This is a genomic window from Urinicoccus massiliensis (assembly GCF_900120405.1).
GTDB classification, from domain to species: domain Bacteria; phylum Bacillota; class Clostridia; order Tissierellales; family Peptoniphilaceae; genus Urinicoccus; species Urinicoccus massiliensis.
Map to the genome: position 1 here is coordinate 626,494 of NZ_LT635492.1, position 23,159 is coordinate 649,652.

20 protein-coding genes are annotated in these 23,159 nt (G+C 43.1%); 3 read left to right on the top strand and 17 right to left on the bottom strand.

The features are described 5' to 3' along the window. Position 1: 1 nt before the first annotated feature. The 6 genes from BQ7400_RS03390 to BQ7400_RS03415 are packed head-to-tail and all read right to left on the bottom strand — an operon-like array spanning position 2 to position 8,820. Positions 2-970 carry a TAXI family TRAP transporter solute-binding subunit gene (locus BQ7400_RS03390; RefSeq protein WP_072469481.1) on the bottom strand — a complete coding sequence of 323 codons (969 nt, stop codon included), beginning with the start codon at positions 968-970 and terminating at the stop codon, positions 2-4. Continuing rightward, positions 957-2,744, bottom strand: a complete 1,788-nt coding sequence (locus BQ7400_RS03395) for a TRAP transporter permease (RefSeq protein WP_072469482.1) — start codon at positions 2,742-2,744, stop codon at positions 957-959. Before BQ7400_RS03395 ends, BQ7400_RS03390 begins: the two co-directional genes overlap by 14 nt. 17 nt (positions 2,745-2,761) lie before the next feature. Then, positions 2,762-4,018 carry an adenylosuccinate synthase gene (locus tag BQ7400_RS03400; RefSeq protein WP_034440854.1) on the bottom strand — a complete coding sequence of 419 codons (1,257 nt, stop codon included), beginning with the start codon at positions 4,016-4,018 and terminating at the stop codon, positions 2,762-2,764. Between the two features lie 59 nt (positions 4,019-4,077). After that, on the bottom strand, positions 4,078-5,958 hold the full coding sequence (locus tag BQ7400_RS03405) for a vWA domain-containing protein (protein WP_034440853.1): 1,881 nt from the start codon (positions 5,956-5,958) through the stop codon (positions 4,078-4,080). Then, entirely contained in the window at positions 5,949-7,049 is a 1,101-nt protein-coding gene (locus BQ7400_RS03410; RefSeq protein WP_072469483.1) for a hypothetical protein, read from the bottom strand. Before BQ7400_RS03410 ends, BQ7400_RS03405 begins: the two co-directional genes overlap by 10 nt. Further along, positions 7,039-8,820 carry a hypothetical protein gene (locus BQ7400_RS03415; protein WP_072469484.1) on the bottom strand — a complete coding sequence of 594 codons (1,782 nt, stop codon included), beginning with the start codon at positions 8,818-8,820 and terminating at the stop codon, positions 7,039-7,041. The genes BQ7400_RS03410 and BQ7400_RS03415 overlap by 11 nt, the downstream gene beginning before the upstream one ends. A gap of 375 nt (positions 8,821-9,195) precedes the next feature. Between BQ7400_RS03415 and BQ7400_RS03420 the strand changes: the two genes are divergently transcribed. Further along, a complete protein-coding gene (locus BQ7400_RS03420) occupies positions 9,196-10,236 on the top strand; it encodes a virulence RhuM family protein (protein WP_072469485.1) in 1,041 nt (346 codons plus the stop codon). Positions 10,237-10,338: 102 nt separating this feature from the next. Here the strand turns inward: BQ7400_RS03420 and BQ7400_RS03425 are convergent, their stop codons facing one another. The 8 genes from BQ7400_RS03425 to BQ7400_RS03465 form a co-directional block, all read right to left on the bottom strand. Further along, positions 10,339-11,178: a DegV family protein gene (locus tag BQ7400_RS03425; protein WP_072469486.1), complete on the bottom strand. Its 840-nt coding sequence runs from the start codon at positions 11,176-11,178 to the stop codon at positions 10,339-10,341. Continuing rightward, positions 11,171-11,701 carry a DUF1836 domain-containing protein gene (locus tag BQ7400_RS03430; protein ID WP_072469487.1) on the bottom strand — a complete coding sequence of 177 codons (531 nt, stop codon included), beginning with the start codon at positions 11,699-11,701 and terminating at the stop codon, positions 11,171-11,173. Before BQ7400_RS03430 ends, BQ7400_RS03425 begins: the two co-directional genes overlap by 8 nt. Before the next feature lie 207 nt (positions 11,702-11,908). Further along, positions 11,909-12,931 carry a PDDEXK nuclease domain-containing protein gene (locus tag BQ7400_RS03440; RefSeq protein ID WP_072469489.1) on the bottom strand — a complete coding sequence of 341 codons (1,023 nt, stop codon included), beginning with the start codon at positions 12,929-12,931 and terminating at the stop codon, positions 11,909-11,911. Positions 12,932-13,047: 116 nt separating this feature from the next. Next, the gene (locus BQ7400_RS03445; protein ID WP_072469490.1) at positions 13,048-13,371 is read right to left on the bottom strand and encodes a zf-HC2 domain-containing protein; all 324 of its coding nucleotides are present in this window, start codon (positions 13,369-13,371) and stop codon (positions 13,048-13,050) included. After that, positions 13,355-13,831 (bottom strand): RNA polymerase sigma factor, encoded by a 477-nt coding sequence (locus tag BQ7400_RS03450; RefSeq protein WP_072469652.1) that lies wholly within the window; start codon positions 13,829-13,831, stop codon positions 13,355-13,357. The genes BQ7400_RS03445 and BQ7400_RS03450 overlap by 17 nt, the downstream gene beginning before the upstream one ends. A gap of 329 nt (positions 13,832-14,160) precedes the next feature. Continuing rightward, a complete protein-coding gene (locus BQ7400_RS03455; RefSeq protein WP_072469491.1) occupies positions 14,161-15,027 on the bottom strand; it encodes a GIY-YIG nuclease family protein in 867 nt (288 codons plus the stop codon). Positions 15,028-15,659: 632 nt separating this feature from the next. Continuing rightward, positions 15,660-17,414: a DUF262 domain-containing protein gene (locus tag BQ7400_RS03460; protein ID WP_072469492.1), complete on the bottom strand. Its 1,755-nt coding sequence runs from the start codon at positions 17,412-17,414 to the stop codon at positions 15,660-15,662. Positions 17,415-17,975: 561 nt separating this feature from the next. Then, the gene (locus BQ7400_RS03465) at positions 17,976-18,482 is read right to left on the bottom strand and encodes a hypothetical protein (RefSeq protein ID WP_072469493.1); all 507 of its coding nucleotides are present in this window, start codon (positions 18,480-18,482) and stop codon (positions 17,976-17,978) included. A 252-nt stretch (positions 18,483-18,734) separates the two neighbouring features. On the opposite strand from BQ7400_RS03465, the gene BQ7400_RS03470 reads away from it, so the two are divergent. Beyond that, positions 18,735-19,475 (top strand): GTP pyrophosphokinase, encoded by a 741-nt coding sequence (locus BQ7400_RS03470; RefSeq protein ID WP_072469494.1) that lies wholly within the window; start codon positions 18,735-18,737, stop codon positions 19,473-19,475. 126 nt (positions 19,476-19,601) lie between these two features. Here BQ7400_RS03470 and hpf read toward each other — a convergent pair whose 3' ends face one another. Continuing rightward, on the bottom strand, positions 19,602-20,147 hold the full coding sequence (gene hpf, locus BQ7400_RS03475; RefSeq protein WP_072469495.1) for a ribosome hibernation-promoting factor, HPF/YfiA family: 546 nt from the start codon (positions 20,145-20,147) through the stop codon (positions 19,602-19,604). Positions 20,148-20,274: 127 nt separating this feature from the next. Between hpf and BQ7400_RS03480 the strand changes: the two genes are divergently transcribed. Next, positions 20,275-21,174, top strand: coding sequence for an FUSC family protein (locus BQ7400_RS03480; RefSeq protein ID WP_072469496.1), 900 nt, complete (start codon positions 20,275-20,277; stop codon positions 21,172-21,174). A gap of 53 nt (positions 21,175-21,227) precedes the next feature. Here the strand turns inward: BQ7400_RS03480 and BQ7400_RS03485 are convergent, their stop codons facing one another. Beyond that, the gene (locus BQ7400_RS03485; RefSeq protein WP_072469497.1) at positions 21,228-22,448 is read right to left on the bottom strand and encodes a sensor histidine kinase; all 1,221 of its coding nucleotides are present in this window, start codon (positions 22,446-22,448) and stop codon (positions 21,228-21,230) included. Between the two features lies 1 nt (position 22,449). Then, the gene (locus tag BQ7400_RS03490) at positions 22,450-23,139 is read right to left on the bottom strand and encodes a response regulator transcription factor (protein WP_034440458.1); all 690 of its coding nucleotides are present in this window, start codon (positions 23,137-23,139) and stop codon (positions 22,450-22,452) included. Between the last annotated feature and the right edge of the window lie 20 nt (positions 23,140-23,159).

Genomic DNA, 23,159 nt, shown 5'->3' on the forward strand with positions numbered 1-23,159 from the left:
TCTATTCCTCCCAATGAGTGGCTTGTGGACTGACTTCCCGGTAGTATTTCATGGCTCCGGGATGGACTGGCAGGTCGGAAATATCTTCCAAGGCCTCCTCAACCCCTATTCCTTTTAAGGAGGGAATGGTCTTTTGAAGGTCCTGGATGTTTTCCCAAAAAACCCGGCACATTTGGTAAACCACTTGGTCATCTAAGTCTTTATCTGTGTACATTAACATTTTTATGGCTGTTGTATGAATATCTTGATCTTGCTTGGGATAGGTCCCCTTGGGAATGGTATAGGCTGCATACCAGGGGTAGTCCTTTTGAATCCGGGCCAGGTAGGCAGGATCCAGGGACAAAATTTTGACAGGGCTGGTGGTCATAAGCTCTGTTACCGCCGCCGTTGGTGTCCCGGCCATGATCCAGGTTCCATCCAAAGATCCGTTGCGGATTTCTTCCCCAGCTTCTGTAAAACCCAGGTATTGGGCCTTAAGGTCCCGGTCTGGGTCCAGCCCCAAAATTCCCAGGTGGTTGCGGCATTCTGTCTCCGTTGTGGACCCGTGAGACCCCGGGGCAAATGAATGCCCCTTTAAGTCTTCCAAACCTTCAATCCCCCGGTCGGACCGAACGACGATTTGGTTGGGATTGTAGTAGAGGCCGGCAATGACCCGGAGGTCCTTGTTGGCATGGCCTTGAAAAAGTCCCTGGCCCATATAGGCATCATAGACAATATTGCTGACACCAAAAGTCAGCTGGGCTTCCTTCCTTTCCATTAAGTGGAGGTTGTCCAGGCCCCCATTGGAGGCTTGGTTGCAGGCCTTGATACCGGGAATTTTATCATTATAGAGGTTGGCCAGGGCCGCTCCCAGGGGGTAGAGGTTGCCGGATGTGGCTGCTGTAGGAATGTTGATGACCTCTTCTTTTTGACTGCAAGATGTGGTTAAGAAGGCCAAAAGAACCAGGCAAAAAATCTTAAACTTTTTCAACTTTCCACCTCCTGGTATGGAGTCCATAGGCCAAGGCCCCAAGCCCCAGGCCCAAGAAGTCCGATTCTTGGCCGGGAACCATAAGGGCTAAGCCGGCTATAAAGAGAAGGACCCCCTCCAACTTAGACAGCTTGGTCTTGAAGTAACCACTTAGGGCCACAGACAAGGCAAGGGTCCCCAAGACCCCCGAAAGGGCCGGAAGAAAAATATCTGTCCAAGACCCCAGGCCCAGTAAAATAGGATTCAATAAAAATAAAAAAGGTAAAATAAATCCGACGAGTCCTATTTTAATGGCCAAAAGCCCCGTCTTCCAAGGGTTAGACCCAGCCAAGGAGCTGGCCATGTAACAAGAGATGGCCACTGGCGGAGTGATGTTGGACAAGACGGCATAGTAGAGGCAAAACATGTGAGCCGCCAGGGCCGGAGCTCCCAGTTCCAAAAGAACAGGCACCGCCACAGAGGCCACAATAATATAGGCCGCCACTCCCGGCACCCCCATGCCCAAAATCACACTTAAGACCATGACAAAAATTCCCCCTAGGATTAGGGAGTTACCTGCCAGCTTAGACAGGACCAGGTGGCCGAAGTTGATGCCAAAACCCGACAGGGTCACAGACCCAATCAAGAGGCCGATTAAGATACAGGCCAGGCTGATTTTCAAGGCCATCCTGCCCCCCTCTTCCAGGCCGTCAAAAAATTCCTTCCCCCGAAACTTCCTCCTAGGGTGGGCCTGCATAGTAACCACCAGGACCAAGATGGCCCAGAGGACACTATAAATAGGAGTATAGCCCATAAGCATTAAGACAATAAGACAGAGGATGGACAAGAGGGGTAGGAGGTCCCAAAAATCAAAATCTTCCCGGACCAGGTCCCCTCGGATCCCGGCCTTTTTTGCCTCATAGTGGACCTGGACAAAGAGGCTGACATAGTAAAGGGCCGCTGGTAAAACTCCGGCCACCATAACCCGGCTATAGGGAATACTTAAGTACTCTGCCATAACAAAGCCCACAGCCCCCATAATGGGAGGACAAAACTGCCCTCCCGTTGAGGCAGCAGACTCTACAGCCGCTGCATATTCACTGGAATAACCACTTTTCTTCATCAAGGGGATGGTCAGGGTTCCTGTGGTGGCTACATTGGCCACAGCCGACCCGTTCATCATTCCCAAAAGCCCCGAGGCCAAGATGGCCATCTTGGCACAGGCCCCCTGGCTCCGGTCTAAAAAGCGATGGGAAAATTGATAGATCATCTGGATAAAACCCGACTCCTTTAAAAGGGCCCCATAGATGACAAATAAGAAAATATAACTCATGGAAACCCCGGCCCCCAGGCCAAAGATCCCCTGGCTCCCCCAAACCATATGGTCACAAAGCCGGTAAAGAGAAAATCCCCCGTGGCCTAAAATTCCTGGAACCCACCGGCCCCAGTAAAGGTAGGACAGGAAGAAAAGGCAAATATAGGCCAATTCTCGGCTGACCCTCAGGGCCATGACTAAAAGTAAGAGGATAATGGCCAGGCCCAAATAGATATGGACAGGCCCCAACCGGCCCCCAGTTAGGGAAAGTTGGGGGTAGAGATAGATAAAGGCTCCCAGGGCCGAGGCACTTAAGCCCGCAAAGACATAGGACAGCTTTTTATGGTCGATAAAAAATAAACCGCTTAGGGAAAGGACAAAAAGAAGGTGGATCCCCCTTAAGGTCATGGCGTCCATCTTGGACAGGGTGGACATATACAATTGTAAAAAAATCCATGCAATCAATAGACGCCGCTTCATTCTCTCCCTCTTTCCACCTATCTTACAATCAATTCATCCCGGGCCGGTCCAATAGAGATGTATTTAATTTTTGTCCCCAATTCCCCTTCAATGGCCTCAATATAATCCCTGGCCTCTTGGGGCAGGTCTTGGTAGGATCGAATCCCTGTAAGGTCTTGCTTCCAACCCTTAAAGGTCTTATAAACCGGTTCAAATCCCTCCAACATAGGCGTAAAGGGAAATTCCTTGGTGGTGATGTCTCCCTTTTTATAGGCCACAATCATGGGGATTTCGTCATAACTACTAAGGACGTCCAACTTGGTCAGGGCCAATTCCGTCGCCCCTTGGAGGTTGACGCCATAGCGGCTGGACACACAGTCAAAGTAGCTGATCCGACGGGGTCTACCGGTGGCAGCCCCATATTCATGGCCCAACTCCCTTAACTTGTCTCCCTGGTCTCCCGTTAATTCCCCTATAAAGGGGCCTTCACCTACGCAGGTGCCATAGGCCTTGACAATCCCCACTACAGAATCAATCTTGAGCTTGGGATAGCCGCAGCCCAAGGGGGCATAGCAGGCCAAGGGACTGCTGGAAGATGTATAGGGATAGATTCCATAGTCCACATCCCGCATGGCCCCCAGTTGGGCTTCCAGCAGGATGGACTTGTCCTTAACCGCTTGGTCCAAGATGTCATAGACATCTACAATATAGGGCAAAAGTTCCTCTCTTAATTCCACCAGCCGGTCCCAGATTCCTGTAAAGTCGTATTGGTAGTTAAAAACTTCCTTCTTATATTCCACCAGCTGGTCAAAGTGATCCTTGCACAGGTCCATGTTGTAGAGTTCCCCCAACTGGATGGTTTTTTTCATGTACTTGTCCCCATAGGCCGGGGCAATCCCCTTCTTGGTGGACCCATACTTCTTGTCCTTGAGGCGTTTTTCCTCTTCTTGGTCCTGTTGGACATGGTAGGGCAAAAGTAGGCTGGCCCTGTGGGAAATCTTCAAATTGTCTGGGCCCACATGGATGCCCCCCTCTTTCAACTGGTCAATTTCCCTTTTCAGGCTTTCCAGGTTCACCACCATGCCGGGGCCTAGGATGTTTACCGTCTTTTCGTGGAAGATTCCCGATGGAATTAAGTGAAGGGCAAACTCCCCAAATTCATTTTTTACCGTATGACCGGCATTGTCTCCGCCTTGGTAGCGGACAACATAGTCATATTGGCCGGCAAAGTAGTCCACCATCCGGCCCTTGCCTTCATCGCCAAAGTTTACGCCAACAACAGATGTTATTTTCATTTCACCACTCCTTTTAATACGGAAAATAGTTTAACACAATTCCTAAAGCTTGCCAAACATTATTTAATCAGGTTTAGCAGGTCTCCAAGTTGACCCAAAAGGAGCTGGGGAAGCTTGGAAAGGTTTTGGCCCAGGATGATTCCTTGGGAGGTGCCCGGTTCTTGCCAGATATACTTGAATTGCTTCAATTCTTCCTCTGTCAATTGGCCGATTTGCACGCCCAAAACCACAATTTTTTCTTTTCTCAACTTGGCCAAGGCTTCCTTGACCTTTTCCTTGTCGTTGCTGGCTCCATCGGTAATGACAAAGATAATTTTTAAGAGTTTGTTTTTTTCCAGGAGGTCTTTTTGTTCCTTGTTGAGATTTTCATAGACATCCCTGAGGGGTTTTTCATCATGGGTGTGGCCCGAAAGCCCGTTGAGGTAGGCAATAAGGTCCAACCACTGCTTTTCTTCCTTTTGAAAGGACTGGGGCCGACTCAGGGGCCGGACCTCTTCAAAGTCCGACCCGAAATAGTAGACCTGGGTCTTGATGTCCGTCCTCTTGCCCAAAAGCTTCCGATAACGGACCAGGTAGGCATTTAGGTCTTGGAGGGAAAACAGCATGGCCGACATGGCCCTTTTGGCATAGTGGCGTTTGATGTCATCCATGGACCCGGAATTGTCAATCATCAGAGTCACTTCAATGCCGTCTACCCCGATCATGCTTTTGACCCGGGTTTGGTATTGGCCGTAAATTTCCAGGTCATTCAAAGACCCCTTCCGCATAGACTCTTGGTAGTCCGGATAGCCCCGGACAAATTCATCAATAATCAGGCTCCCCTTTTTCAAGGGCTGCTTAAAGACCTTTTTAAATTGCAGGCTGTTTCTCAACATTTCCTTCCAAAAGGTCTGCATTTGGTTTCGCAGGGGGTTGATTTCCTTTTTGATTTGCTCATATTCAGCCCGGGTCCGCCCCTCTATGGACCAGTGCTTGTCCATTTCTTGAATCTCGTGCTCAATCCGGTTGTCCTTTCTCTCCTGGGCCGTCTGGTCGTCATTGTCAGGAGAGTCCAATTCTTCATTGGCCAGTTGGTCCTGGTCTTGGAGGTCAATGGCGTCAATGGTTTCTTCCTCTTCGTCCATGTCCTCCATAACCTTCATGAGCCTATGCTCTTCCTTGACATCCTGGAATTTCTTTTCCGCCTCCTTGTAGCGGGACTCCAATTCTTCAATCCAAAGCTCCAGGTAGACGGGATAAAAGTAGCCGTCAAAGAGGTCGTCCCGGACCCCTTGGGGGTAGAGGCAGACATCCTTTAAAAAGTCAATGGTGTCCTTGCCCAGGATCTTCCTGTGGATCAATTCATAATTTCCATAGTCCTGGGGAGGATAGCCCGTCAAGGCTTCAATCTCCATATTGTAGAGGTATTGGATGTGGGGAGACCGCTTGTCTAACTTGTCCGTAACCCCCTCATGGACCAAGACCTGGTAGATGGCTTCCGCCGATTCCGCTTCCCGGTAGACAGGCAGCCTTTGGGCCAGATGGACCCCCTGGGCAATCCGGTCCAGGTGGTGGTAAAAGCGCCGGACTTCTGTCAGGATGTAGTCAAAAACACTGGTGGGGTTTAAGTCCTTGCCGGGAAAGAGATCCCGGGCCATCCAAGAATTAAAGTCCTGGGCCTTTTCCATAATCCGGTCCTTGCGGTGGGCCAGGTACTTGTAGTCCTCTTTTAAAAAGAGATAGGACGTCAGCTCATGGTAGATTTTCCACTCCATTTCTTTGGTGGCCAAGCCCCCTTCGTCAAACCATTGGACCGGAACAAAGAGTTGCTTTTCTTTGATGTCAATCCGGAACTTGGGATTTTCCGTAGACCCCAGCACAAGAAAGTGAGGGTCTCTAGAATAGAGGACCATCCCCCTTTTTTCCGCTGCTATAAATTCATAAAGTGTTTCTAAGCCCATCCAATCGACTCCTTGTATCTTTCCATATAGTCCTGGAAACTTTCCGGTTTAGAAGCCCGGGCCTTCATGGCAAAGCCGTTCCAGCCTCCCAAAAGCAGGCTCCCGTCTTCCATTTGCCGGGCCGAGGAAATGTAGGAACTAAATCCATCCAGGTCCTGGTTCACTAGCCCCTGGTCCGGGTGGAGGAGGTAGGCCCTGCCATTGGATTGGTAAAGTAAAACCGTATCCAGATCCAAGGCCAGAGCCTGGTAGATGGGACCTTGAATTCCCTCATAGTCTTGGACAAAGTCCTCTTGGTCCAAGGAAAAACGGGCAATCTTTCCCTGGTCCCCATAGACTAAAAAATCTCCTTGCCAGGATAGGACCCCGTGGGCCTTTTGACCGAAGTCTCCCACTTGCCTATTTCCCAAGGCCAGGACGCCCCCACTGCTGACAGAGAAAATCCCCCGGTCCGTTTCTTGGCCGAAAATCCAAGTTTCCTCAGACCAGGTCCAATCCTTTACCAAGACCAATTTTTGCCAAGTTTCCATCCGGGCCAGGCCCCGAAGGCCTCCGGACCCTAAGACCAAAAGTCCCTCCTGGACCCTCTTTATATAATGGAGGTCTTGCCCCAGGTCCTGGTCCACAGTTTCCAAGTGGTAGTCTCCATTTTTTTCAAAAACCCTCTTTAGGATTCCCTCCCCGCCAGCCAAAAGATAGGATTTGGGCCCCATCTTTTCCACAGCCAGAACATGGCCGTCAAAGCCTTCCAATTCTTGGTCTTCTTCCTCTTCATCCCTGGGCCGGACCAAAATCCTGCCATGGGCCCCGACAAAAAAGTCAGCCCCAGACCAGGTGTCCATATAGACCAGGTCATCCTTAAAGGGCATGGGGATTTTTTCATAGGTCAACCGGTAGTCCATATCCATGGCCCGGTGGCGGCTTAAGAAGTCAATAATCTCTTCCTCTTCCCCCTTTTGCCGCCTTTCCAAATCATCCAGGGTGTCCAAAAAATCTTGGGACACCTGGCCGCTGGCATGGATATCCGTTTCCATAAGTCGGAGCTTTAAGAGCCCCTCCTTTTGCCGGTTGACAAAACTATTAAACTTCATCCTGGTCCCGGTCTCCCAGCCGTTCTACTAGAGAAGTATTTTCCTCCAGGTCCTGGAGGCGGTTTTTAAAGTCCAAAAATTCCACTGGGTCCACTCCTTGACCTTGGTAGACAGAAGCCAATTCTTCCGGGACCTCCTCCCACTGGGGCAGGGGTCCAAACAAGAGGGCCAAAAAGTCCTCCCGGGCCACTTCTTCCAAGTCCAAGGGCAGGTAGTGGTAGGGGCGAGACCGCAATTCCTCCTTCAAGGGAGCCGGTTCCCCTACCCCCCGTCGCTTGACAGTCCAGCCGTCCGAAGACTTGAAAAATCCGTAATTGGCTGCCAATTCCAACAAGAGGTTGACGTCATCATCATTGTGGTTGGAAGAAATAAAGCCTTGGTAGAGGGCCATGGACAGGTCAATCTTTTCCCCAAAGGCCCATTCTTCTAAAATCCGGACCAGGTGGCGCAAACTCATAACCCCTTCCCGTAATTCCACATCCATATCCCCATTGTCATACCAACGGTTGGAGAAAATCAGCTGGGTGGTCTTGGCCAATTGGGCCAACCGGTAGAGCTCTTCCATGGACTTCAAGCCTCCCGGCAGGTAGAGCCTGCCATCTTGCCCCGTTAAAAGAGAAATCAAAACCTGGTAGAGTTGGTTTTTCCCCGGGTCCTCCATCTTGGCAAAGCGGTCGTCAATACTTTGGGGCAGGTAGTCATATTCCAAGGAAATAAAGCGGCTGGAAAAAGCCGGGTTCAAGTCCTCTGTCCCCTCGTAAAAAATAGACTCTGTAGAAATATTCCCCGTTGCAATCAAACCAAAGCCCCGTTTAATAAGGACTTGGCCAATGCCCGTAATGTAAACCGATTCTCCCGGTTTCTTTTGTAGGAGGTCGTTGAGGGCAATAAGGTGCTCCATGGGAATGGCATTGAGCTCGTCAATGATTAAGGGTCGGCCTTCCTTAATAGCCAGGTAGACCTCCTTGGGCAGGTCAATAACTTCCGTACCAAAGTTCCCATACTTCATGCTATAAAGTTGGTTGACCACTTCCTTTTCCCCTTGGGACTTGCCCAACTCTTCCCTTAAGGCCTCCAATTCTCCGTAGGCCTTTTGGATGCTCTTGCCCTCCAAGGCCCCCTTCAACTTCAGAGACTTTTCAATAAATAAGTCCGAAGCCCGGATGTCCTTGTTGCCGGAAATAAAGTAGGGAGAAGGCAAACTTTCCCCTTGAACTTGGTCATAGGCCCTTTGGTAAATTTCCCGGTAGTCCTCTTCCTGGGCCTTGTCCAAAAGTGGCCAAAGGACTTGGTCTAAGTGGACCTCAAAAGAAAAAACCTCCATGGCCTCATAGGCCAATTCCGTCTTTCCCGTTCCCAAGTGCCCCCGTAAAAAGACCGCATCTCCCCGGTGCAAGACATCAGTAATCCGGCCAATGGCCTCCCGGACATAGGCAGTCAAGACCAGGTTGGAGTGCCTAGCCTCTTGGTTCTTTTGGAAAAAAACCTCCCCATAGGCCAAAAAGTGGATGGGGTCAATTCCCTTAAAGTCCTTGATTTGGTCCCGGAGCAAGATTTCATCCAGGGCATACTTGCGGGTTTTTGCATTGGACACAAACCGCTCCTTGGACTTTCTCTTGGCATAGTAACGGTGGATGGCCTTGGTGTAGGCCAAATCTTCTAAAAGAGCCTCCAAGACCTCTTTCTTATCCTCTACTTGTTTGCGGAACCAGGCAAAAGCCTCCGGGTCCTTTTTCACCGGTTCCAACCAACTTTCTACTTGTTTCGTCACGTTTCCTCCTTCAAATTCTTACCATCTATATAAAAAAATACACAATCTTCCATTATATATAAGTATAATACATTCCCCAGCAAATGAACACACTTTTCAAGTAAAATACACACTTCAAAAGAAAGTAGCCTAAATAATCTCTGGCTAAATTGTCCCAACAACTTTTCTCTTCCCCTTCCCCATCTCCAACCAGGTTAAGATAGGATTCCTCTTAATAGCTTCTCCCCCCATGCAATTTATTTACGTCCAGAAATCTTTATACTATAATAGGCTTATAAGTCCAGTAGAAATCTAGGAATTTACATAAGTCAATACAAGCATAAGCAACCAGCTAGAGCCTATTGTGTAAAATGGAATGAATACTTGGAGGAAACTATGCCTACAGAAAAACACAAGCAAATAAAATCATCTGCAGCTGAATATTTAACCTTTATTGCTGCTAGTGGCAATGACCAGGAAGCTATCGAAATTAGATATGAAGATGAAAATATTTGGCTAAGTCAAAAGATGATGGCAGCTCTTTATGATGTTAGTGTATCGGCAATAAATCAGCATCTAAAAAAAATATTTAACGATAACGAACTAGACGAAAATTCAGTTATTAAGAAATACTTAATAACTGCAAACGACGGAAAATCATATAATACAAAACACTATAACCTACAAGCAATTATTGCAGTAGGCTTTAAAGTAAATAATGAACGTGCCGTCCAATTTAGAAAATGGGCAAACCAAATTGTAAAAGATTTTACAATTAAAGGTTGGGCCATGGATGATGAAAGACTCAAGAATTCTGGCACAAGGCTTACCAAGGATTATTTCGAAAAATTACTTGTAAAAATTCGTGAGATTCGATTATCTGAAAGAAGATTCTATCAAAAAATCACAGATATCTATGCCACATCTTTAGACTATGATCCATCTGCAAAGGCAACAAAAAGGTTTTTTGCAGCTATTCAAAATAAATTGCACTATGCAATTCATGGAAAAACTGCAGCTGAATTAATTGTAGATAGAGCCAATCACAAAAATAAAAATATGGGACTTACAACTTGGGAAGGCTCCCCAGATTCAAAAATTCATAAATATGATGTAATCGTTGCAAAAAATTATCTAAACGAAGAAGAATTAAATCAAATGCAAAGAATTGTTTCATCTTATTTGGATATGGCAGAATTACAAGCCGAAAGACATATCCCGATGACAATGGAAGATTGGGAAAAAAGATTAAATGGATTTTTACAATTATGGGATAAAGAAATCTTAAACGATGCAGGAAAAGTCTCGGCAGCTCTTGCTAAAAAACACGCAGAAAGTGAGTTTGAAAAATATAGAATTATACAAGACCAGCTCTACAAAAGCGATTTTGATAAATTCTTGGAACTTGAAGAAGATAGCAAAAAGTTAAAGGAATAAGTTCATAGGCCCTTATGACCTATCATTTTAGTTGTAAGTTTAAAGAGATGAAAATGGAGCACCCCTTAGGGAATGCTCCTTTTTTCATCTCTTCCGCCGCTTTTATAGCCTTAAATAGGCCACCACATAGGCATCCGGCCCCGAGTGAGTTCCCAAGACAGCCGTTACAGGCCCCTCCAAATATTGGTCCGCCCCGTCAACCAGGTCCCCCAACTTGTCCTTGACCTCTCCTAGCTTGTCCCGGTCCCCGGCATAGGCCAGGGCAAGATAATAAGGCTCCCCGCCGGCCAGGTCCATCCGGACCTTGTCCACAATAAAATTCAGAGTCCGCTTCTTCCCCATGACTGACTTGTAATTTTCTATACTTCCATCTTCAGCCAGGGTTAAAATGGGATTCAGCCTGAGACTGCCACCAATGAGACCCTTGACTCGACTCAGCCGGCCACCCCGCACCAGGTATTTCAAGTCCCCTACCCCAGCAAAAATTTTCACATTCCTTTTCTTTTCCTCCAGTTTCTCAGCAATCTCATCCAAGATCAAGCCCTCTTGAATGAGCTGGTGGCCATAAGTCAGCAAGAGCCCCTGGCCCATGGTGATGGTCTTACTGTCAATTAAGCGATAGTCCATATCCTGACTGTCCAGGGCCAAGCGCATAGAATTATAGGTCCCTGAAAGACTTTGCGATACCGCTATGGCCAAAATTTTACCATAGCCCGCCTCTTGAATCTGCTGAATCTTGGTCAGAAAATCCTCCACCCCCGGAGCCGAAGTCTTAGGCTCCTCCGTCTCTATCCGGTCATAGAGCTCCTGAGGACTGATTTCCTCCAAGTCCTTCTTGGACCCATCCTGAAAATTCACATAGAGGGGGACGATAAAAATACCCACCTCCCGGTTTTCCCTTACATTACTTGCCGAATCCGATAATATTGCAATCCTAGTCATCTTGTCCCTCCTGGTGGTATATTCCCCTTGCTTTTAAAATCTCCCGGGTTAGGGTCTGGAAGGCAAAAGCCTTAATGGCTATGGTCAAAGAGACGCTATCCCAGTCAGCCTCAAAGCCCCCGTAAGACATCCCCTTGCCCACTTGCAAGGCAGCCAAAAGATCCCTTAAAGACCCCTCTAAAATATCCATAAATTCATTGTAGGCCCTTTCAATCCCCATGATGCCCAGCTGGAGGTCAATCCCCTCCTTGATACTCTCAAGAGGAAGCAACTCCTTCAAAACCGCCACCACCATCAAAACCCCTATGTGGTCCCGGTAGTATTTTTTATTCACAGGCTTGGGAATAATGCCATTTTTGACATAATTGTTAATCATGCTGGAAGTCAAAGTCACCATATCCGGAAAATAAGACAGCAAATGCTCCTCCAGATAGGTTAAAACCTGCATGGAATAAAGCCCATAGTCCGGAATATCCTCCCAGTTCGTTTTTTTAAATTCCCTTAAAGCCTTAAAATTTTCCATAATCACCCAGTCCTATAAATTATTTTATCTAGTTTTTAAAACTAGCTGTTTTATTTTAACTCATTTTCCCCCTCTTGCCAAGCCCCTTTAAAAAATTTAAAGGTCAGGGAAATTAGGTCTTGGAAAAATCGTAAGAGACAGTTTTTCATGGCTTTGGGCATAAAAAGAGAAGTAGATTTTCCTCTACTTCCCTTGCTTCTTTCTATTTTATTTTTCCTGGTATTTTTCAATGACTTTTTCTACTTGTTCTTCAAGCTCTTCCCTGTTTGGGATATACAAGGTGTATTTTGATGCGAATATTTTATTTGATAAATTTCCTAGAGCGTATTCTGCCTGTACTCCGTCCTTATCTGTACACAAGATTATTCCTATTGGTTCATTGTCCATCTCATCATTGACTTCTGCCTTATAATAATTGAGATACATATTGATTTGCCCAACTGCTTCCGGCATTAGCTTACTTGTTTTTAATTCGATTAAGACATAGGACCTTAATATTTTATTGTAAAATACCATGTCCACGTAATAGTGAGTGTTGCCTAAAGTTACTCTTTGCTGGCTACCTACATACATAAAACCCTTACCAAGTTCAAGCAAGAATTTTTCAATATGATCTATGAGTGCTTTTTCTAAATCACTTTCCATCATTGGCTTTTCTTCTGGCAAGCCTAAAAATTCAAACACATAAGGATCTTTTACAAGGTCGGCTGCCTTACTTATTTCATTGCCCTTTAAGGCTAGGTCTAGGACTTTTTCTTTGTTTTCTTCTCCAGATGATAGGAGCAATCTTTCGAAAAGTGAAGTTTTTATTTGTCTTTTAAGTTCTCTTACTGACCAATTTGCATTGATACTTTCTTTTTCATAGAAGCTTCGCTTTTTCTCATCGCTGATGGATAAGAGTTCACAATAATGGGACCAGGTCAATTTGCCAGACAGTGTCTGGCAAATTGGATAGCATAAATATAGGTTTCTCATATTCTGTAAGTTAGATCTTGAAAATCCTCTACCATATTCTCTTGTAAGTTGTCTTGACAAGTCGTTTATAAGCTCTTTACCATACTCTGCTCTTTCTGAGTGACCTTGCTCATCTTCTACGATGATGCGTCCAATCTCCCAGTAAGTTTGCACCAATATACTATTGACTTGTCTTGCAACTTCATTCCTTGCCTTATCCATCAATGTTTTTATACTCTGAAAAACATCATTATGAACCCTATCAATCGTATCCATATAACCACCTCTTTGCCTTCTTTATTACAGTGATTATATCATAAATATTCAATTTTTATTTTTCTATTCACCTGGATTTTCTTTATTAAAATTTTAAATTTAGAAACCCAATTCTCTTAAGCCCCTTTAAAGCCAATAAAAATATAGATGATTAAAAGCATCCCCCCAACAAGGAGCAATGTAGAAATAACCCCCTTGATCATAGCTCCTAGTAGCTTTCTGTTCCATTTTTTTGATAAATCCCTAAGAGCTTCTGCTTCATTTAAGTTTACATCTACATCTTGTTTAGGAAGACATGTCGATTTCATCTGCCTGAACATATCTTCACATCTACTGCATTCAGACAAGTGTTCCTCTACCACTTCTTTACTTTCTTCACTGCATACCCCATCTATATATAGGGGAAGTAGGTCTTCAATAATCTTACATGAAATGTCCATTATATCCCTCCGTCAACTTATTTTTAGCCCTATAAAACACAACCCTTGCCCAACCATCCGATTTACCAAATAAATCACCAATTTCTTTAAAAGATAAGTCCGCAAAAGCTCTCAGGGTAAATACCTCTTTATATGGTTCTTCTAACTTGTGTAAAAGACCATGTATCTCTAGAATCCCTTCTCTTTTCTCAAGCTCATCTGTAAAATCTATCTCCCATGTCAAATACTCACAGTTGCCATCAATAGGGAGATTTTTCTCTTCCTTTTTGTAAAAATCATATAGGGTATTTTTTGCAATTTGACATAGCCAAGTATATATTTTGCAATCCCCCTTAAATGTCTCCATTTTCTTTAGGGCCTTGAAAAAGGTTTCTTGAGTGATTTCTTCCGCTATATGCTCGTCACGACTCATGGTTAAAACATATAAATAAACCTTAGAAAAATATTCTTTATAGATCATTTCATAAGTATCTTCCAACAAAATCACTCCCTTCCATCTTTTTCTACCTATTAGACGATTGTATATACAAAACGTTACAAAAACTTTATATCCTTTTTCTTGATTTCTATAGATTTTACTGACTTATTATGCTTTTATACTTGTCTTTTTCTTTTATTTTAGCTCAAAACTCTATGGTAAAGAAAAGGATACGTATATTTTATAAGGAAAAATAAACGTTGGCATACAAGGCCCCAACATTTATTATAGAATGAACCTCTTATTACAATCATTTAAAAGGTATAAAAAAGACGATATTGCAATCGCATATCGTCTAGTACCTGTTATTACTACTTCATTTCATTTTCTTCTAAGTCTTTTAAACTTATACCCTTTTCAGTTTTCCATTGTATTTTCCCATTTGCGTTAGTTCCCAAAACAAAGGCCGCAGCGTAGGATGGACTATTGAATAAATAATTTTTGCTTATTCTTCCATCAATAATCTCATTTTTATTTATGCATTCCTTCCTCAGTTCTTTTATTGATTTTGGAATGGCTGTAGAATCTATAGTTTCTATCATGCTGCCTTTTAATACTACAAAACCTTCATCTGTTCTTTTACATTTTGCCTCTATCAATCTATTTGACTTGCCACTTTTTCTGGAAAGATATAGTAATAGTTCTTTATCACCATTATTATTTTCACTTGATTCTTTTGGTGTTCTATCAACTATAGGAACAAATAGTTTATACCCTAGTACTCCAAGAACCATTTTAGAATATTCTATAAAGTCTTCTAACTCAGATTCTTTTTCTTCCGTTACATTGCCAGGGTTTGGATCATTTCCATTTCTGACTTTATATCTATCTACATCTATAGCCATGTTAGTGAATTTGTTCTCTAAGTAAGAAATTTCTGTAGGTCCAAATGAGTTATTTTGTGTGGTTAACATTACTGCTTCAGAAAAATAAAATTCATTTTTCAGGTGTTCAGCGACCCTATATAAAACTCCCTCACCATTTTTTCTAATTCCTGCTTGACCTATATATACTTCATCATCTCCATCATCATTCTTGCCAAATAAAAAATATACTCCACTTTGCTTTAAATCTTGCCTGTCTTTGCATTTTTCAAGATATGGTCTTGGAACTTTATAGACTATGCCCGTCCAATTTGATAAGGTACACTTTATTCTTCCTGTAACTTCTCCATCCATTAAAAAAGATTGAAATTTTTACTGCTTTTCATCATAAGTACTCCATACATTAAATGGTTAAATATATTATACCCTTTTAAAATATTTTTATTTGTATTTTTTAAATAAAAAAGCCTGATTGACTTTTAACTTAGAAATTACGCTGTCCCCATAAAGTTGTACCTATTTCATTAAAGCTTACTCTGATGTTTTTTGTCACTTCCTCCCCTCTAGGTGCGTAAAAGCTTTACCCTACATTTCTCTTTCTGCATTTTACTAGTATAAATTTCTTAATTTTCTTTATTCATTATAATACTTTATAAACTCTTTAATTGTCTATTCTAAGTACTCATGTGAATAAAATTTATTTCCGTATTCTCCGTTTAATCAGTAAACTAGATTCTATTGAACTATACCTATAATCCAATCCACCACATGGAATGTCGCTTGAAGTCCATGCACAGTATTATTGGAAAATTAGATTCTCTTGCTCCTCTGGATAAATTTGACCCTAGCCTTTAGAATTTAATGCTAAGTAAGATGAGCGTAAATGAGGATGAAAGTTTTGAATTTAAATATACTAAAGATTTATAAAAATAACCCCTTATGAAAATAAAATTCCACCAGGAGTTATTTTTTAATTAGTTATTTACTTAAAGTAATATTTGACATAGTTTGTTTTTTAAAAGTTCTCTTCTCTCTTCAATAAATTTAGGGTAGTTTTCATAAGTATATTCCATATTAGGTAGATAGTTAATGTTCCTATAATTAAATTTACCATCTTCTGTTGGTTGATGAGAATTGAACCATTTATCAAAATCTGTATCAAGTTTTTCTTCATTTAGTTGAGCAGCTAATAACTGAAGATTTGTAATATCATTAACAGAATTAATGTATTCATCAAGTTTATTTTCTGATACACCTTGTTTTTTTAGATAGCTTCTTTTAAATTTGCTCTTTGGATAGATATGATCAATATGGAACTTATTGTTAAAATCTAATGAAGGATATAGCAACATTAGGGTAGATAAGGTATCACTTTTTCCATATCTCAAATTCAATAAAAACTCATTTATATCATCTTCAGTGAATAGAATGGATTTATTTGTTCCCTTAAATCTTTCTTGTATTTTTTCAATAGGAAATTCATTGTTAGAGTTTTCTTTTATAATTTCTCTAATTGGTCTTAATACATTGTCTGGTTGACCACTAAATACTTTTTTAAGAAGTGATGAAATAAGCCACTTCTTAATTTTCTCTTTGTCACTTCTATTATTTCCTGAATCAATAAAATTATCTGGATTCCCAATTATCATAAGGTAATAGGCTATTGGGATTAATGCATTATTAGAAGATAATGTCTCTCCCGAATATCCAAAGGAAGATACCAGTAAGACCGCCTGTCTAATAGATTTCTTTATAATCTTCCATTTACTTTCTATATCTTCCATATTCTTTTTATTAAAATTATCAACTTTAAATGCTATATCTGATAAATCGCTTAATACTAAGGCAGATTTTAGAACAAAGTCTTTATTAATTCTAAATCCATCGCCCATTTCATTTACTTCATTAACAAAGTCTATGATTTCTTCCCTAGCATCATGATTGTCCCACTGAGCAGATGCAATGGACAAAAGTAGGTCTGAGTAACTTAGTTTTGTCCCACCACTATTAACCCTTATAAAGATATTTAAAACTTTATCCAATTCTGTAGAATCTTCTTTGTAGTAGCTTATCGTTCCAGCCTTGTTTATTATATTATAAAGTTTAGACAGAGCATTGATTGCAAACCTTGATTGCTCCTTTGTATATGAAAAATCTTCAGAAAAACTTATATTATCATTAACATAAAGAGAAACATCGCCATCTTCAGTCATATCTAATATTTTACCAACTTCAAACCAATAGTTGTCTTGATCATTTTCAACTTCGTTTTCAGGTAAAAATTTAAAATTATATTTATTATTACTGTTTTTTGGCTTTCCTAGCAAATTTAAATATAATTTTCTAGTTGGATATGCATTCGGATTCGTTCTTGATGCATATTTACGTTTATAAGCATAAGTTCCTTTAAGACCTAAGTAAATCGAAGTTAATCTTTGTTGACCATCTAAAACGGCAATTACTCCATCTGAGCCTTTTAAATCCACCTTTTCATTGTGCTTATTTTTAACCTCATGGTAATTTTTCATAAAGGCATAAAAATCATAGTCTGTTACATGCTCTTTATTTATTTGCCAAAATAAAAATGTCCCAATTGGATACTCTCTCATCAAAGAGTCAAATAGTGTTTCAATTTGTTCGGCATCCCATACATATTCACGCTGTATAGATGGCAATACATATCGATTGGATGAAATATCCTTAATTACCTTTGCTATAGTGAGTGGTGTTTGATAAGCCATTGTTCTCCTCCAAATGTTTTGCACTGAGTTAAATTACTTTATTGTGCTCTATATATACCCTCGTATATCATTAAATACTCCAATATAAAAATCATTAAAAGGTCTCCATTTAAACTTTATATTCTGTGTACATGAGATGCGATTCTAAAAAAACTAGCAATAAAAAGACCTCTTCTTAGTGGTCTGTAAAACTACCCGGCATCTACGTTTTAGTAGAAGCGGTCAATGAGGTTTTCAAAGATGTAGCCCATCTTGATGGGGTCAAAGTGGTCTTCGGACAGGTCTAGTTCGGAAAAGGCCTTGACTCATGTAACTTCCTCCTTTTTATTCAAAACTTTAAAATTTTCACTCTATTAAATCTTATTATAGCATTGATTTGGCCTTAAATAAACGTTTCTAGGTTCTTGCTCTTTATTTAATTTCTAAAGTCTTAAAAGGGTTATTTGCTGGGGTGAACTTGAGTATTCACTGGTCATCACAAGAGCTCTTAATTCTTATAGGACCAAAAAAAGGCTGCTAGCAGAATGATCATGCCATTTGCTAGCAGCCTTTTACTTGTCCTTAGAGGTCAAAGACCTGGCTGGGATTTTCAATATAGGAAATCTTTTGGCCAATGGTGGCCCTGAGGACATGCTGGGTTTCCTGGTCCCCCTTCTTAGTAACAAAGACCAGGTCGTAGCTGTCATCATCTGGGTCCACTCTTTTAACAGAAACCAGGTCCACCTGGTCCAGGCTCTTCTCTCTTAGGGGGAAGTAGGGGTAGTCCCCATTGGCCACCATCCTATCCAGGGCCTCTTGGGTCATGACTTCCTTAAAGGGGTCATAGAGGGCGGGCAGGTCTTGGTCGGCTTCTTGGCTTAGGTCTCCATCCAGGCTAAGGACCTGGCCTGCCTGGCTAAGGTCTTTTTCCAACTGCTGCCAGTCCTCTTCCTTAAAGTCCAGCTGGGCCAGGTAGACCTGGGCAAAGTCTTGGGCCAGGGCTTGGGCTGGGTCTTGGGTTTTTTTGGGGCCACAGGCCACCAGGGTCAGGGCCAGACCGAATAAGGTAAAGATAGCTATTCTTTTCATAAGATTCCTCCCTTGTTTCACTTGTTACAAGTTATAATATGGGCTTTCTCTCTTTTCTTGTCCTTCTAGTATTTACCAAGTCCATTTTCTAGGCCCACTTAAACCGGCTGGGCCTTGCTTGTCTAGCTTCACTTTCTTAATAATCATTATAGCATTAATTTTTACCTTAATTAAAGGCAAGTCCTAAATTTTATTTCCTGACTAAATCCCCCATCCTTTGGGTATCAATACTAGGCAAAGGAGAGGATAGAATTGATCTTATACCGCAACACCAACTTGTCCATTGACGAATTAAAGGACCGTTTGGAAAACCAGGCTCTTTTTGACCCGGACTCCAGTCAATCCTTGGATACCAAGGAGCTTTTAAGCAATGTGACGGGCTGGTTTGAAACCCAACAACTCTACAATGGTGCCTTGAAGGAAATCAGCACCAAGTTGGAAATTCTGGACGAAGAATTTCAAATGAACTATACCTATAATCCAATCCACCACATGGAATGTCGCTTGAAGTCCATGCACAGTATTATTGAAAAGATGAACCGGCTCCATATTCAAAAGACCATCCCTTCCATGCGGGAACATATTACGGATATTTCGGGGATTCGGGTGATTTGTCGCTATCTACATGATGTCTACATTATCGAAAAAATGCTCTTGGCCCAAGACGATGTGACCTTTATCCGGCGGAGGGACTATATCCAAGAGCCCAAGGAGTCGGGCTACCGCAGTCTCCACCTCCTGGTTAAGGTGCCAGTTTTCTTGTCTAAACGCAAGGAGTCTGTCCCGGTGGAAATCCAGCTCAGGACGATTCCCATGGACTATTGGGCCAGTCTGGAACACGACCTCCAATACAAGAACACCAAGAAGGACAAGGAAATCCACCACAAGGAGCTCAAGACCTGTGCCCGAAAGTTGGCGGAAATTGAAGAAACTATGCAGGGGATCCACCGGGATACGGTGGACTTGGAAAATTTTTCTCTCCCCCTGTCTTAATTTGACTTGGCCTGGTGGCCTGTCTTTAGAAAAACCGGCAGAAGGTCCTCTTCCCTCCTGCCGGTTTTTGTATCTTTTATCTTTAAGCAAAAAGAACCCCGTTTGGGGTTCTTTGTCTATTTGCTCTTATTGGGGTCTATGGCTGATAATCCGGCCGTAGTTGCCGTCTTTTCTCCGATAAACTACGCAAACTTCGTCTTGGTCTGTATCCAGGTAGACGAAAAAGTTGTGGTTTAAGAGGTCCATTTGTAGGATGGCTTCGTCTATAGCCATGGGTCTTAGGTCGAAGTCCTTGTTCCGAATCAATTGGCCGTCGGGGCTTTCTTCATCCACTGGGGCTTTTTCTTGGTCGAAGTTTTCAAACCGAATGCTGTTGTTGTTTTGGTATCTTTTCTTTAATTTTGTCTTATACTTACGAACTTGTCTTTCCAAGGCTTGGACGGCAATATCTATGGATGCGTACATATCATCAGTGCTTTCTTCTGCCCGGAGAATGTGGCCAGGTAAAAAGACGGTAATTTCTACCTTGTGGTGGCCTTTTTTGGTGGAAAAGGTAACCTTGGCCCGAATTTCTTCTTGGAAGTACCGGTCTAATTTAGATAGTTTTTTTTCAGCCTGTTCCTTCAAAGCGTCGGTTAATTCTAAATTCTTACCTAAAAATTCAAGTTTCATATAAAGCACTCCTCTCTGTGCTTTATATATACCCAAACTTATTTTTTTTAACTGATTTTTTACTTTGTTTTGAGAAGAATTGTCAGACCTCTTAAGGTTTGCTATACTTATCTTGGTGATTTATTTTATGAAAATTTGGCGGGTCCGTATTGGTATGCGGACATTTAAAACGGCCCTTTCGGTGGTGATTGGTCTCTACTTCTCCCACCTCTTAAATTTACAGGCTCCTATTTTTACGGCCATTGCCTCTATTACAACCATGCAGCCTTCTTTTACGGATACTTCAGAGCAGGTCAAGCGTCGGCTTTTTACCTGTGTTTTTGGTGTCATTTTCGGCTATCTCTTGGCCCAGATAACCCATAATCCTCTCTTCACTCCTATCCTGGCCGGGATTGGCGTGATTTTTACCATTGTCCTCCACCAGCTGACGGGACAAAAGAATATGACGACCCTGGCCTGTATCGTCTTTGTGGCTTCTTTTGCCACCCGGACCAACCACATGACTTACGGAATCAACCGCTTGATTGGTACCTTTTTGGGGGTGGCCATTAGTGTCTTGATCAATGTCTTGATCCGGGCTCCCAAGGTCCACGAGGACTTTTTCCAAAGTGTTCAAGAGGCCTACCGGGAAATTTTTGACCTGACCCGGAACTGTCTCCTCCTGCCCTATCCCTCGGACTTGTCCCATCTGGAGGCGGCCATTAACAAGGTCAACAACTACTACCACATGTTGGACGAAGAAATCCACTCGCCCTTTTATTCGGGCAAGGACTTTAAGATCCCCCACGCCATTATTGAGGTGATTAATGAAATCTACCTGCGTTTTCAGCTTTTGGAGGAGTTAAAGCCCTTTACACCGACGATTTTCGGGAAGAATATCGAAACCATTGAAAGTCTCTTTTCCTACACCATCCTCTACCAGGGGGACCTGAAAAGGGAGGAGGCTATTGTCTACAACTACCATATTGAGGTGATTTTAAAGGATGTCTTCCGCTTGAAAAATTTTGTGGAGGAAAATTCTCTTTAAGGTCTTTTACCTGCAAAGGAAAGAGTGGCCCTGGGGCCACCCTTTTTCTATTTCTATTCCTTATTTAATTCTATAAAGACTTGGAAGTAGTCGCCGTCAATGACGATGCGGAATTCGCCACCCAGGGCTTCTACCAGGTTTTTGGCTATATGGAGACCCAGGCCGGACCCTTCTGTGGTCCGGGACTTTTCTCCCCGGACGAATTGTTGCATGAGTTCATCGGCAGAAATTCCCAGGCGGTTCTTGCTGACATTTTTCATGGAAAAATAGTACTTGGATTGGTCCTGGATGAGTTTGGCGTAGATTCTTGTATTTTCCAGGGCATACTTACAGGCATTGGACAGGGTGTTGGACAGGATCCGGCCCAGGACTTCGGGGTCGGTGTAGATTTGGGCATAGTCGCTGTCGGAATTGTAGATAAATTCCAGGCCCTTGGCTGTAAGGTCGGATTCAAAGTCTCCAAAGATCTGGCTTAAAAGTTCGTTGAAGTCAATGACGACTTTTTCCACCTGGACATTGCCGGACCCAGTTTTTGAGGCATCAATGAGGTTGATAACCAGGCTCTTTAGGCGTTCGGAGTTGCGACCCAGGATCCGGATGTAGTTTTTGGCTTCTTCGTCCATGGTCTCCTTGCTACTTAGGATGTCGGTGTAGTTGATGATGGAGGTCAGGGGGGTTTTCAGGTCGTGGGAGATGTTGGTAATGAGGTCGGTCTTCATTTTTTCCGACTTCATCCTTTCTTCTACGGCATCGGATAGGCCGTCCCGGATGTTGCCCAGTTGGACCAGGGCCTTGATGCTTGCCTTTTCGGCCAGGTGGGTTTCCATTTGGGGCATCCCCAGGCTGGCAGTTTCTTCAATCCCCTCAATGACCAGGACAAATTGGACTCTTTCTTTTTCGAAAAACAGGAGGGCCCGAAAGACCAGGGACAGGACCAGGGTGAAGGTCTCTCCCAGGACGAAGAGGCCCAGGAGGAGGATAAAGAGCAGGAGGATATTAGCCGCGGCATAGTAGATAAAGGAATTGGACTTGGAACTTTCCCGCATGAGGGCCACGGTGAAAAAGCGTCGGACCCCGGGAATGGGTAGGAGTTTTACCAGGCAAAGGCCCAGGTCCACCAGGACCAGGTTGATATATACCCAGTCATCCCAATAAAAAATCCGGGCCAGGGCGTAAATCAAGAGAAAGAATTCTATAAAGACTTCTTCGATATAGGCCCGGTAAAAGATATAGTCATAGATTTTAGAAAACAATCGCCTAAGTTTTTTTACCATACTAGCCTTCTATCTTGTAGCCCATGCCATAGACGGACTTAATGAGGTCGGGCTTTCTGGGGTTGATTTCCACCTTGTCTCTTAGGTGGGAAATGTGGACGCTGATGACTTTTTTCACATCATGGGCTTCTTCTTCCCAGACTTGTTCATAGATTTCGTCGCTGGAAAAGACTCTTCCTTGGTTTTTCATCAAGAGGAAGAGGATCTTGTATTCATAGGGAGTCAGGCTGGCCACTTCCCCGTCCACGGTGACGGTTTTGCTGGCGTCGTTTAGGACCAGCCGGCCAATTTGGATTTGGTCCTGGTCAATGTCTGCCGACCCCAGGTTCATGTAGCGTCTCAGGGAGGAATTGACCCGGGCAATGAGTTCAATGGCGTTAAAGGGCTTGGTGATGTAGTCATCGGCCCCGACATTTAAGCCCAGGATCTTGTCGGTGATTTCCGACTTGGCCGACAGGATGATAATGGGGATGTTCTTGCTTTCTCGAATTTTTAGGATGGCTGTCATGCCGTCCATTTCGGGCATCATCAGGTCCATCAAGATTAGATGGATGGTTTCTCTTTCCATGATGTCCAGGGCTTCTTTGCCGTTGTAGGCTGGAAAGACCTTGTAGCCCTGAGCCTTTAAGTAAATTTCTATGGCTGAAACGATGTCTTTTTCATCGTCGCAGACTAAAATATTGTATTGCATTTTTCCACCTCTTTGTCTTT

Bases quoted from the DNA above. Each gene is read 5' to 3' on its own strand.
- BQ7400_RS03455 (WP_072469491.1), bottom strand. From the start codon at position 15,027: ATGGATGGAGAAGTTACAGGAAGAATAAAGTGTACCTTATCAAATTGG.
- BQ7400_RS03405 (WP_034440853.1), bottom strand. From the start codon at position 5,958: ATGGGCTTAGAAACACTTTATGAATTTATAGCAGCGGAAAAAAGGGGG.
- BQ7400_RS03430 (WP_072469487.1), bottom strand. From the start codon at position 11,701: ATGGAAAATTTTAAGGCTTTAAGGGAATTTAAAAAAACGAACTGGGAG.
- BQ7400_RS03480 (WP_072469496.1), top strand. From the start codon at position 20,275: ATGAAAATTTGGCGGGTCCGTATTGGTATGCGGACATTTAAAACGGCC.
- BQ7400_RS03440 (WP_072469489.1), bottom strand. From the start codon at position 12,931: ATGGATACGATTGATAGGGTTCATAATGATGTTTTTCAGAGTATAAAA.
- BQ7400_RS03395 (WP_072469482.1), bottom strand. From the start codon at position 2,744: ATGAAGCGGCGTCTATTGATTGCATGGATTTTTTTACAATTGTATATG.
- BQ7400_RS03485 (WP_072469497.1), bottom strand. From the start codon at position 22,448: ATGGTAAAAAAACTTAGGCGATTGTTTTCTAAAATCTATGACTATATC.
- BQ7400_RS03490 (WP_034440458.1), bottom strand. From the start codon at position 23,139: ATGCAATACAATATTTTAGTCTGCGACGATGAAAAAGACATCGTTTCA.
- BQ7400_RS03410 (WP_072469483.1), bottom strand. From the start codon at position 7,049: ATGAAGTTTAATAGTTTTGTCAACCGGCAAAAGGAGGGGCTCTTAAAG.
- BQ7400_RS03425 (WP_072469486.1), bottom strand. From the start codon at position 11,178: ATGACTAGGATTGCAATATTATCGGATTCGGCAAGTAATGTAAGGGAA.
- BQ7400_RS03400 (WP_034440854.1), bottom strand. From the start codon at position 4,018: ATGAAAATAACATCTGTTGTTGGCGTAAACTTTGGCGATGAAGGCAAG.
- BQ7400_RS03465 (WP_072469493.1), bottom strand. From the start codon at position 18,482: ATGAAAAGAATAGCTATCTTTACCTTATTCGGTCTGGCCCTGACCCTG.
- BQ7400_RS03450 (WP_072469652.1), bottom strand. From the start codon at position 13,831: ATGATCTATAAAGAATATTTTTCTAAGGTTTATTTATATGTTTTAACC.
- BQ7400_RS03460 (WP_072469492.1), bottom strand. From the start codon at position 17,414: ATGGCTTATCAAACACCACTCACTATAGCAAAGGTAATTAAGGATATT.
- hpf (WP_072469495.1), bottom strand. From the start codon at position 20,147: ATGAAACTTGAATTTTTAGGTAAGAATTTAGAATTAACCGACGCTTTG.
- BQ7400_RS03420 (WP_072469485.1), top strand. From the start codon at position 9,196: ATGCCTACAGAAAAACACAAGCAAATAAAATCATCTGCAGCTGAATAT.
- BQ7400_RS03445 (WP_072469490.1), bottom strand. From the start codon at position 13,371: ATGGACATTTCATGTAAGATTATTGAAGACCTACTTCCCCTATATATA.